The following is a 10,423-nucleotide window of genomic DNA, read 5'->3' as shown; positions in this document are numbered from 1 at the left end:
TGGGCAAGTCAAACTTAAAAGAGAACACACCTATGCTTTTTTCCCGTAAGGCGGTTTCCAAGCGTCACTTGCTGCTGATCGCAGCCGGCTTCAGCACCGTGCTGACCGGTTGCGCCACGTCGCCGGCCTCCAAGGTCGCGTCGAGCACCAAGGTCGAGTACTACCCCAACTGCTACGAGCCGGTGCAGCACTTGCGCGCCACCGACTCGAACATGACCAAGTCGGTTGTCACCGGCGCGGCCATCGGTGCTGCCGGCGGTGCCCTGCTCGGCGTCCTGACCGGCGACAAGGAAAAACGTGGCCGTAACGCCGCCATCGGTGCTGCGGGCGGTGCCCTGGCGGGCGGCGCAGCGGGTTACTACACCGAGCGCCAGAAGCAGATCGCTGATGACAACCAGCGTATTGCCTCGTATGCGGCTGATGTGAACAAAAGCGCCTCCGACATCGACCGCAGCACCGCGTACGCCAAGGCGTCCCAGCAGTGCTACCAGAGCGCGTTCACCAAGCTGGTGGCTGATCGCAAAGCCAAGACCGTCAACGACACCGAAGGCCGCAAGCGCCTGGCGGAAATCGTCGCGGGCCTGAAGGAATCCAATGACCTGATCGTTGCGGTCAACGGTAAAGCGGCCGAAGACCTGAACAACTACACCCAGGCCTACGAGAAAGACCTGCAACAGGTTGGCGTACAGCGTACCGACGTGGTCACCGTGGCCAAGGCCGATACAACGACACCTGTGGTAGCCGCGGGCAAGAAGAAAGGCACAGGCTCCAAGCCGCCGAAAAAGCCGCCGCTTCCAACCGTACCAACAGAAGCGGTGAGCACCGAGAAGACCTTCCAGACCGCCCAGACGAAGCAGGATGAAAGCAAGAAGGTCGCCAGCGCCGGTAAAGCTCAGCTCGAAGGCAGCTGCCGCGATCCGAACCTGGCCGACTGGGCGCCGGTTCCTTGCCCAAACGTTTAAGTAACATGCTGCTATAAGCGTCAAACGCCAGCCGATCTTCCGCTAATGCGCCAGATCGGTGGCGTTCTTTTTGCAAATCGTTACACTGCTGCGGCCACTCAATAATTACCCGAGGCCGTGTGCATGAAATTCCGTCTTCTCCTGTGGGTGCTGGGCCTGATGATGGGCAAAGCCAGCCGCACCAACCCTGCCTTCCAGCAACAACTGGGTGATAAAGACCTGGCCTTCCAGTTGCAGACCCTCGACGGCAAAGTCGCCCGTCACTTCATCGTCAAAGACCAACGCATCACCAGCCGTTCGGGTGTCCACCCGACGCCGGCGTTTGCCATCGCGTTCAAGGACGCTGCCTACGGCTTCGCCACGATGCAGGCGAAGAACAAGCAATTGGCGTTCATGACGGGGATTCAGGAAAAGTCGATCCAGATCAAGGGCAACCCGGCGCTGGTGATCTGGTTCCAGGGGTTGACCAAGTATTTGAAGCCGAAGAAAAAGAAGTAGGGTTTTCAGGTAGACCGGGGTGGATTCTTCGCGAGCAAGCCCGCTCCCACATTCGACCGCATTCTCATGTTGGAACTCGGTCAACTGTGGGAGCGGGCTTGCTCGCGAAAGCGGTCTGACAGGCTACAGAGTCAGGGCTGGCTGAACTGTGAGGCCAGTTCGCGCAACAGCACCTCGGCATCCAACACCTTGCCCACCACTTCCTCCGCCTTGTCCCGGGTCAGTCCCAGGCGCTCAAGCAGTTCGTCGGGAATGGCCTCGTCCGGCCCGGAACCGATGCCTCGGCTGCGCAGCAAGCGCACGGCCAGGCACACCAGGTTCGGATACTCGGCGTACTGACCGTCATAGGTCGGGTCGTGCTGGAAGCGCAGGGCGGTGGACAGTTCGTCCGGCATGTCCCAGTAGCGCATCAGCCAGGCGCCGATCTGCTCGCGGCTGATGCCCAGCAGGTGCTGTTCCACGTAGCTGTGGCATAGGTGCGGGTTGACCTCCAGGTGCCGGCAGATCAACGAGAAGTGCGGCGGGAACACGTGGGCCAGCAGCAGGTAACCGAAGTTGTGCAGCAAGCCGGCCAGGTAGGTCAGGCCGGCTTCCGGGCGCTGGGCGCGTGGCATGGCGCGGGTCAGGCCTTCGATCACGGCGGCGGTGTAGATCGACTGGTGCCAGTACGGCGTGGCCTGGTGCGGGTGGTCCTTGGGCAGGCTCAGGGTCTTGCCCAGGGCCAGGCCCAGTGCCAGATTGATCACCAGGTCGAAGCCCAGCACGCGCACGATGGCGTCTTCCACCGAGCGGATCTTGCCCGGCGAAGCGTAGTACGGCGACGCGGCCCAGCTCACCACCTGGGCGGCCAGGGCCGGGTCGGTTTCCACTACGCCCGTGATGTCATCGATGGTGGCGTTGGGGTCGACGCGCAGCTTGATGATCTTTTGCGCGGTGTCGGCCAGCGGCGGGATCTCAAGGGTCGCTTCCAGGCGCTGCTGGATACGGCGGGCGGTGAACGCCTGCATCGCCTGGGTGATTTCCTCACGGTCATCATTGGGGCGGTCGAGGTTCGGCCGGATGTTGCTCAGGGGCTCGCCGAACTGCGCAGCGCTGGCCTTGGTGAGCATGCTCTTGAAGTGTTCGCTGGCGATCTCCAGCAGCAACCCGGCTTCACCCGAATGCACCAGCAGGTTCGGCTCGTTGAGCAGGCTGCCTTCGTACAGGCACGGCGAGCTGGTCAGTGCCGGCAGGCCGGGCAACAGGCTCAGATCGTGCTTGCCGAGCATGCGCGCGACGCGATCCGGCGCCACGGCCGTGAGGCGGCGGCCGGTGAGTTCGGCGAGGCGGTTGAGGTCGAGCAGTTGGTTCTGCGGGAACAGCACCATCAGAGCGCCCACGGCATCTTCCAACAACACCGCCTGGACCTTGCGCGCAGGGTTCAAGCCAAGGTGTTCGGTGACTTCCGTGTAGGGGATGGCGAGTTTGGCGAGCAGCGCCTGAATGACCGGCGGAGTGGTCAGTGGGGCTGTGGCGTGGGCAACTTCTGACATGGCCTGATCCAATTTCTTACAGTCGTTGGAGTATAACCAGCTTGATACACATGGGGGTCGTATAAGTGCGCGCAGCGTCACACTTGGCCGTATTGCTGCCCATGTCGGAGCCAGCGGTCCAGCAACGGACTGACATGTTCCGGCCAACGCTCCAGCAAGGCTTGCGCCGCATCACGCACGGCGGGTAGCAGGTCGGCGTCGCGCATCAGGTCGGCGACCTTGAATTGCAGCAGGCCGGTCTGGCGCGTGCCGAGCATTTCCCCGGGGCCACGCAGTTCGAGGTCTTTTTCGGCGATGACAAAACCGTCGTTGGTCTCGCGCATGATGCCCAGGCGCTGGCGGCCGATCTGTGACAGCGGTGGGTGGTACAGCAATACGCAATGGCTGGCGGCGCTGCCCCGGCCGACGCGGCCGCGCAGTTGGTGCAGTTGGGCCAGGCCCAGGCGCTCGGGGTTTTCGATGATCATCAGGCTGGCGTTGGGCACGTCCACCCCGACTTCGATCACCGTGGTGGCGACCAGCAGTTGCAGGTTGCCGGCCTTGAACTCGGCCATCACCGCGGCTTTTTCCGCGGGTTTCATGCGGCCATGGATCAGCCCGACCTTGAGCTCGCCGAGGGCGCTGGTGAGGTCTTCATAGGTGGTTTCGGCGGCCTGGCAGGTCAGCTCTTCGGACTCTTCGATCAGTGTGCAAACCCAGTACGCCTGGCGGCCTTCGGCGCAGGCGCCGCGCACGCGCTCGATCACTTCGACGCGGCGGGTGTCGGTGACCAGCACGGTGTTGACCGGGGTACGGCCGGGGGGCAGTTCGTCGAGGATCGAGGTGTCGAGGTCGGCGTAGGCGCTCATCGCCAGGGTGCGTGGGATCGGCGTGGCGGTCATGATCAGCTGGTGCGGATTCATGCGCCCGCCCACGCCTTTCTGGCGCAGGGCCAGGCGTTGTTGCACGCCGAAGCGGTGCTGTTCGTCGATGATCACCAGGGCGAGGTTCTTGAACTGCACTTCGTCCTGGAACAGCGCGTGGGTGCCGACCACCATCGGTGCGCCGCCGGCGATCTGCTCCAGCGCCGCGGCGCGGTTCTTGCCCTTGAGCTTGCCGGCCAGCCATGCCACTTCCAGGCCCAGGGGTTCAAGCCAGCGCTTGAAGGTGATGAAGTGCTGCTCGGCGAGGATCTCGGTAGGGGCCATCAACGCGACCTGGTAGCCGGCTTCCAGCGCCTGCAAGGCCGCGAGGGCGGCGACCACGGTCTTGCCCGCGCCGACGTCGCCCTGGATCAGGCGCAGCATCGGTTCTTGCTGGCTGAGGTCGTAGGCGATTTCATTGCCGACGCGCTGCTGGGCCCCGGTCGGGGTGAAGCCGAGGTTGGCCAGGTATTGCGCAGGCAACCTGGTGGCCTTGGGCATCGCCGGTGCGCGCAGTGAGCGCATGCTTTCGCGCAGGCGTTGCTGGGACAGCTGGTGTGTCAGCAGTTCTTCGAAGGCCAGGCGGTGCTGGGCCCAGTGGTGACCAAGGGCCAGCTCATCGACATCGGCGTCGGCGGGCGGGTGATGCAGATAGCGGATCGCATCGTCCAGCGGCGCCAGTTGATAGTCGCGGGCCAGCTCCAGCGGCAGCCAGTCGGGCAGGCTTTTCGGGCCGAGCAGGGTCAGGGTCTGCGTGCACAACTGGCGCAGGCGCTGTTGGGTCAGGCCTTCGGTGAGCGGGTAGATCGGGGTGAGGGTGGTGTCCACCGGAGGCGGCTCGTCGCCGGTGATGGCCCGGTACTCCGGGTGGTAGATCTCCAGGCCGGATGCACCGGGCCGCGCTTCGCCGTAGCAGCGCACGCGGGTGCCGCGCTTGAGACCTTCCTTCTGCGCATTGCTGAAATGATAGAAGCGCAGGCTCAGGCCGCCGGTGCCATCCTGCAAGCGCACCACCAGGCTGCGTCGCTTGCCCATCACCACGTCGGCGCCGCTGACGGTGCCTTCGACCACCGCGTCCTGCCCTGGGCGCAAATGGCCGATGGGCACCACGCGGGTGCGGTCCTGGTAGCGCAGGGGCAGGTGGAAGAGCACGTCCTGGAGATTCTCCAGGCCGACCTTGGCCAGTTTTTCGGCCATGGCTTCACCGACACCCTTGAGTGCCGTCACCGATACCTGCGACAGCTCAGTCATACGGTTACTTAGCTCGCAACAGGCGGCTTGGCCACCGAACACAGGCGGATCGAGTCGGCGAGGATCTCAATGGCCTTTGGCCGTGGGAAGCTGGCGCGCCAGGCAATCGCGACGGTGCGAAATGGCACCGGCGGTGTCAGTGGGCGCACTTCGATCACGCCGGGGGCGTAGTGATGGCTGTCGACTGCCGACAGCGGCAGGATCGAGATGCCCAGGCCGGAGGCGACCATGTGGCGGATGGTTTCCAGGGAGCTGGATTCCACGGTGGTGTGTTTGGCGCCGTCGTTGCCCTTGGTCAGGGTCGGGCAGGCTTCCAATACTTGATCGCGGAAACAGTGGCCTTCACCAAGCAGCAGCAGGCTCTTGTCGTTGAGCAGGGCGGCGTCGATGGTGTCTTTTTTGGTCCACGGGTGGTCGGCGGGCATCAACACCTGGAATGGCTCGTCGTAGAGCGGCAGGGTCAGCACGTCGGCCTCGTTGAATGGCAGGGCGATGATGATCGCGTCCAGCTCGCCGTTGCGCAGTTTGTCGCGCAGCACGTGGGTGAAATTTTCTTCGATATACAGCGGCATCTGCGGCGCGACGCGGTGCAGTTGCGGGATCAGGTGCGGGAACAGATACGGGCCGACGGTGTAGATGGCGCCGACTTTGAGCGGGGCGGTCAGCTGGTTTTTACCGGCTTGGGCCAGCTCGCGGATGCTTTGCGCCTGCTCCAGGACTTTTTGCGCCTGGGCCACGATGCCTTCGCCCACGGGTGTGAGGCGCACGGCGCTTTTGCTGCGCTCGAAAATCAGCACACCGAGTTCGTCTTCAAGCTTTTTCACGCCCACCGACAGCGTCGGCTGGCTGACATGGCAACGCTCGGCCGCATGGCCAAAGTGCTGCTCTTGGGCGAGGGTCACGATGTAGCGTAATTCTGTAAGAGTCATAGCGGGCGTCCATGAGGTTGCGGGCCAAGCATACCGGCTGCAATCGATAGACACACGTTATCAGAAGTTTGCTGGGGATTGAGCGGGGAATGCCGGGGATTTTGTGGGAAAGAGACTTTATGCAGCGATGAAATCAAATGTGGGAGCGGGCTTGCTCGCGAAAACGGTGTGTCAGTGATGAATGTATCAACTGACACTCCGCTTTCGCGAGCAAGCCCGCTCCCACATAGGCCGCGCTTGCGCGCGGTATTTAGCGGCGCTTCTCGATGTTGTACACGAACGGTGCAACGATCTCGATGGTGCCACCTTTGAGCATGTCGCTTGGCGGCTTGGGCAGCGGTTGGGCACGACGGATCATGTCCAGGGTCGCACGGTCCAGGTCGGCGTTGCCGGAGCGGCCCACCAACTCATAGGACAGCACGTTGCCGTCTGCATCCACCACGAACTTCAGGCGGTTCAGGCCTTCCTTGCCACGGGCCTGGGCGCCGGGCGGGTACTTCTTGTATTTCTGCAGGTGCGCCAGCAGGGTGCCTTCCCAGGATGCCTTGGCGGCAATCTGTTGTGGCGATGGGCCGGGCACGGGCTGGGCCGATTTTTCAGCCGGTGCCTGGGTCGGTGGAGCGTCGCTCGGCGGCTCTTCGGAAGGCTTCTCCTTGACCGGCTCGACCTTTTTCTCCACCGGCTTGGGCGGCTGCGGTTTCGGTTTGGGCTTGACCGGCTTGGGCACCTGGATTGTCGGCTTGGGTGCCTCGGCCAGTTTCGGCAATGGCAGCTCTTCCACCGGCGCTGGCGGTTGCGGCGGCGTGATCACCTTCGGCGGAGCCGGCGGTGGCGGCGCGGGCATCGGCGCCAGGTCGATGACCATGGCAGCCGGCGGCAACTGGACCGTATGCGGCGCGGACCATTGAAGCGCGATGATGATCGCGACGGCATGCACGCCCAGCACGACAGCGAGGCTTGTGCCATACCGCGTCAGTTTGTGGCGCGTCGTGATCATTTCTTGGCTGCCGTCTCAAGTCCGACCAGGCCTACCTTGAGGTAGCCGGCTGCCCGCAGGGCATCCATCACGCTCATCAGGTCGCCGTAGTCCACGCCCTTGTCGGCCTGGAAGAAGATCGTCGTGTCTTTCTTGCCCTGGGTCTTGGCGTCGAGCACCTGGCCGAGGGTTTCGGATTTGACTTCTTCTTCGCCCAGGAACAGACGCTGGTCCGCCTTGACGCTGAGGAACACCGGTTTCTCTGGCCGTGGCGCCGGTTTGGCGCTGGAGGCGGGCAGGTCGACCTTGATGTCCACAGTTGCCAACGGTGCCGCCACCATGAAGATGATCAGCAGCACCAGCATCACGTCGATAAACGGCGTGACGTTGATTTCGTGGTTCTCGACGAGTTCGTCGTCGCCTTGATTCAAATGCAGGCCCATGGCCGATTACCCCACTTTCACCATGTGCGGTTGCGAGCTGCGCTCGGTAGGCAGGTGATCGAGGTCGCGGCTGACCAGCAGCAGGACTTCTGCCGACGCGTCGGATACCTGGGCCTTGTAGCCGGCAATCGAACGGGCGAAGACGTTGTAGATCACTACCGCAGGAATCGCTGCAACCAGGCCCAGGGCGGTGGCCAGCAGGGCTTCGGCGATGCCCGGGGCGACGACGGCGAGGTTGGTGGTCTGGGTTTTGGCGATGCCGATGAAGCTGTTCATGATGCCCCACACGGTGCCGAACAGACCGACGAACGGTGCGGTGGAACCGATGGTTGCCAGCACGCCGGTGCCGCTGCTCATGTTACGGCCGCAGGCCGCAACCAGGCGCTCGAGGCGGAAAGCCACACGTTCCTTGATACCTTCTTTTTCGCGGGTGTTGGCCGACAGGCGCATTTCTTCCAGCGCGTCGTGCACCAGAGTGTTGGCCAGGGTGCCCTTCTTGGTCGCGCTTTCGCTGGCTTCCTTGAGGGTGGTGGCTTTTTTCAGGTGGACGATTTCAGCGCGCAGACGACGCTTGGCGCCCAGCAGCTCGAAGCCTTTGGCGATCCAGATGGTCCAGGTGATGATCGAGGCGATGGCCAGGCCGATCATCACGGCTTTCACCACTACGTCAGCGTTCTGGTACATGCCCCATGGGGACAGGTCGTGGGCCATGCCCAGGGTGTTGTCTTCTTCCAGGACCACGCCGGTTTCGTCGGCGGGTGCAGGTGCAGGTGCTGCAGCCAGGGCCGGATCGGTGGCGGCCGGCGCGGCGGCAGGCGTCGCAGTGCTGTGCTCGGCAGCAGCTGGAGCGGCCGGCGCGGTGGCATCGGCGAATGCTACGGTCGGTGCCAGCAGGACGCTAAGCATCAGCGCGGCAATCGCGCGCCAGGCGCGGGACGTGGTTGGCGAAGCGGGGTTTGTATTACGTGTCATGCTGGCCGGACCTGAGAAGAAAAAGTGGGTGATCGTCCTTCCAGACCCGGGGGGGCCGAGGACAAATGGGCGGTTATTATTGCAAGTAATTCTTGTTAACAGAAGTAATACAGTAACTTTATTTGTGCTTTTTCTGGCCGCCGGTCTGCTGCGAGGGCTAATCTAGACCTTTCAGTACGGAGTTTTGTGATGTCTGCGCCTTCTGTTGTGATTGCCGGTTGCGGCGATGTGGGTAGTCGGCTGGCTAGCCAATTGCTGGCCTCGGGATGGGAGGTTCATGGCCTGCGTCGCGATATTTCGCGCCTGCCCGAGGGCGTCATTGGCATCGCCGGCGACCTGTTCAGCAAGGACTGTCCGGACACCTGGCCGATTGGCGGGGTGGATTACCTGGTGTATTGCGCAGCCGCGACCGACCACGACGAGGCCGGGTATCGCGCGGCTTACGTGCAGGGCTTGAAGCATGTGCTGGAGTGGCTGGACGACTACGGCCAGGCGCCGAAGCACCTGCTGTTTGTATCCAGCAGTAGTGTGTATGGGCAGCAGAACGGTGAGTGGGTCGACGAAACATCCGATACCCAGGCCAAGGGCTATTCCGGTCAGGTGATGCTGGAAGCCGAGCAAGTCGCGCTCAATAGCGGCATCCCGGCGAGCGTCGTGCGGCTGACCGGTATCTATGGTCCTGGGCGTGAATGGTTGCTGACCCAGGTGCGCCAAGGCTATCGCGTGGCAATCGACCCGCCTTTATATGGCAACCGTATTCATGCGGACGACGCCGCAGGCTTGCTAGCGTTTTTGCTGCGGCATGTGGAACAGGGCGGGCAGTTGGACAAGGTGTACATCGGCGTCGATGACGCGCCGGCGCCGTTGGCCGAGGTGGTGGATTGGTTGCGCGGGTATCTGGGCGTGACGGAATGGGCGGATGATGCCAGTGTGCGCCGTGCCGGGAGCAAGCAGTGCAGCAATGCGCGGGTGAGGGCTCTGGGCTGGAAGCCAACTTATCCGAGCTATCGCGAAGGTTATGCGGCCATCCTCAAGGGCTGAAATGCGGTCAAAAATGTGGGAGCGGGCTTGCTCGCGAATGCGGTGTTTCAGAAGCACATTCAGTGACTGACACTCCGCATTCGCGAGCAAGCCCGCTCCCACATTTATATCAGCGTGAGGCTGGCTATTGTTTTTCAAGCAACCATTGGCGCGGGCCTGGGGTGAACTGAGGCACTTCATCCGCCTGTGCAGTGTTGACGGCCTGGAAAATTTCCAGCTGCCCGCCTTTGCGCACAAAGATCCAGGGATTGCCCTGGCCATTCAATTGCAGCCAAATGCTGTCGTAACCGCCGCTCATCGACGCACAGTCACCCGCCAGGCACAGCGAGTACTGGTCCGCATTCGGCAGGCCGACCACCTTGCCGTTGGCCTGGAACTGCACGATGGCGCCATTGCCGAAGCCGTCGGTGATCTTCCAGTCGCCGCCCAGGTAAGCGGCATATAGCGCCCGTTCGAAGTTGGCGCCCAGTGGGGCACCGTCCGGGGCGGGGTCTTTGGCGCGGGCGAACAGTTGCTCGGGCTCATTGTCGTTGGCCGCTTGCAGCAGTTGCTTGCCTTTGCGCTTGAGTTCGGTGGCGGAGCTGCCGTAGAAATCCACGCGCCATATGCCGGATTGTTCACCCAGCAACTTGCCTTCGGCTACTTCAAAACCGTTGTAGTAGCGTGCCTGGCCAGCCTTGGTGTTGACCTCCCATTCGAGGTTCGGGCCAAAGCTTTGCAGGGCTTCACGCAAAGGGCCGCCCTTGGCCGCTGCATCGATGGCGACCTGGTTGATCCAGGTGCCGCTCACATCGAGGTCGGCGGGGTTGCTGGCGCAGCCGCCGAGCAGCAGGGTGAGCAATGAAGAGGCTACAAGCGCTTTGCGCATTACGAAATCCTTCTGAAACAAAGTCGGCGCAGCCCGTGAGGCTGCGCCG

The 10,423-nt window shown here is 62.9% G+C and carries 10 protein-coding genes; 3 read left to right on the top strand and 7 right to left on the bottom strand.

Going from position 1 to position 10,423, the window contains the following annotated elements; all coding sequences use genetic code 11:
* Window positions 1-32 precede the first annotated feature (32 nt).
* On the top strand, window positions 33-962 hold the full coding sequence (gene tagQ / locus LIY36_RS02315) for a type VI secretion system-associated lipoprotein TagQ (RefSeq protein WP_192298022.1): 930 nt from the start codon (window positions 33-35) through the stop codon (window positions 960-962).
* A 123-nt stretch (window positions 963-1,085) separates the two neighbouring features.
* Window positions 1,086-1,460, top strand: coding sequence for a helicase (locus LIY36_RS02310; RefSeq protein ID WP_226454685.1), 375 nt, complete (start codon window positions 1,086-1,088; stop codon window positions 1,458-1,460).
* Between the two features lie 131 nt (window positions 1,461-1,591).
* On the opposite strand, the gene LIY36_RS02305 is transcribed toward LIY36_RS02310, so the two are convergent.
* The 6 genes from LIY36_RS02305 to exbB all read right to left on the bottom strand — a co-directional run bounded on the left by LIY36_RS02305 (window position 1,592) and on the right by exbB (window position 8,465).
* A complete protein-coding gene (locus tag LIY36_RS02305; RefSeq protein ID WP_192298020.1) occupies window positions 1,592-2,992 on the bottom strand; it encodes an aminoacyl-tRNA deacylase and HDOD domain-containing protein in 1,401 nt (466 codons plus the stop codon).
* Between the two features lie 77 nt (window positions 2,993-3,069).
* Window positions 3,070-5,145: an ATP-dependent DNA helicase RecG gene (gene recG, locus LIY36_RS02300; RefSeq protein WP_192298019.1), complete on the bottom strand. Its 2,076-nt coding sequence runs from the start codon at window positions 5,143-5,145 to the stop codon at window positions 3,070-3,072.
* 8 nt (window positions 5,146-5,153) lie between these two features.
* Window positions 5,154-6,074 carry a hydrogen peroxide-inducible genes activator gene (locus tag LIY36_RS02295; protein WP_226454684.1) on the bottom strand — a complete coding sequence of 307 codons (921 nt, stop codon included), beginning with the start codon at window positions 6,072-6,074 and terminating at the stop codon, window positions 5,154-5,156.
* A 250-nt stretch (window positions 6,075-6,324) separates the two neighbouring features.
* Window positions 6,325-7,071 carry a TonB family protein gene (locus LIY36_RS02290; protein WP_192298017.1) on the bottom strand — a complete coding sequence of 249 codons (747 nt, stop codon included), beginning with the start codon at window positions 7,069-7,071 and terminating at the stop codon, window positions 6,325-6,327.
* Window positions 7,068-7,493, bottom strand: coding sequence for a TonB system transport protein ExbD (gene exbD, locus LIY36_RS02285; protein ID WP_017735752.1), 426 nt, complete (start codon window positions 7,491-7,493; stop codon window positions 7,068-7,070). Before exbD ends, LIY36_RS02290 begins: the two co-directional genes overlap by 4 nt.
* 6 nt (window positions 7,494-7,499) lie before the next feature.
* Complete coding sequence (gene exbB, locus LIY36_RS02280) at window positions 7,500-8,465, bottom strand: tonB-system energizer ExbB (protein ID WP_226454683.1); 966 nt, start codon at window positions 8,463-8,465, stop codon at window positions 7,500-7,502.
* 189 nt (window positions 8,466-8,654) lie between these two features.
* Here exbB and LIY36_RS02275 point away from each other — a divergent pair, with 189 nt between their 5' ends.
* Window positions 8,655-9,506: an SDR family oxidoreductase gene (locus tag LIY36_RS02275; protein ID WP_192298015.1), complete on the top strand. Its 852-nt coding sequence runs from the start codon at window positions 8,655-8,657 to the stop codon at window positions 9,504-9,506.
* A 124-nt stretch (window positions 9,507-9,630) separates the two neighbouring features.
* On the opposite strand, the gene LIY36_RS02270 is transcribed toward LIY36_RS02275, so the two are convergent.
* Window positions 9,631-10,374 carry a hypothetical protein gene (locus LIY36_RS02270; RefSeq protein ID WP_192298014.1) on the bottom strand — a complete coding sequence of 248 codons (744 nt, stop codon included), beginning with the start codon at window positions 10,372-10,374 and terminating at the stop codon, window positions 9,631-9,633.
* Between the last annotated feature and the right edge of the window lie 49 nt (window positions 10,375-10,423).

Source organism: Pseudomonas sp. AF03-9, assembly GCF_020515815.1.
Classification (GTDB): domain Bacteria; phylum Pseudomonadota; class Gammaproteobacteria; order Pseudomonadales; family Pseudomonadaceae; genus Aquipseudomonas.
This window is presented reverse-complemented; position numbering and strand designations above follow the sequence as displayed.

Coding starts and splice junctions, on each gene's coding strand:
- exbD (WP_017735752.1), bottom strand. CDS start 7,493: ATGGGCCTGCATTTGAATCAAGGCGACGACGAACTCGTCGAGAACCAC.
- LIY36_RS02305 (WP_192298020.1), bottom strand. CDS start 2,992: ATGTCAGAAGTTGCCCACGCCACAGCCCCACTGACCACTCCGCCGGTC.
- recG (WP_192298019.1), bottom strand. CDS start 5,145: ATGACTGAGCTGTCGCAGGTATCGGTGACGGCACTCAAGGGTGTCGGT.
- LIY36_RS02275 (WP_192298015.1), top strand. CDS start 8,655: ATGTCTGCGCCTTCTGTTGTGATTGCCGGTTGCGGCGATGTGGGTAGT.
- tagQ (WP_192298022.1), top strand. CDS start 33: ATGCTTTTTTCCCGTAAGGCGGTTTCCAAGCGTCACTTGCTGCTGATC.
- exbB (WP_226454683.1), bottom strand. CDS start 8,465: ATGACACGTAATACAAACCCCGCTTCGCCAACCACGTCCCGCGCCTGG.
- LIY36_RS02270 (WP_192298014.1), bottom strand. CDS start 10,374: ATGCGCAAAGCGCTTGTAGCCTCTTCATTGCTCACCCTGCTGCTCGGC.
- LIY36_RS02310 (WP_226454685.1), top strand. CDS start 1,086: ATGAAATTCCGTCTTCTCCTGTGGGTGCTGGGCCTGATGATGGGCAAA.
- LIY36_RS02290 (WP_192298017.1), bottom strand. CDS start 7,071: ATGATCACGACGCGCCACAAACTGACGCGGTATGGCACAAGCCTCGCT.
- LIY36_RS02295 (WP_226454684.1), bottom strand. CDS start 6,074: ATGACTCTTACAGAATTACGCTACATCGTGACCCTCGCCCAAGAGCAG.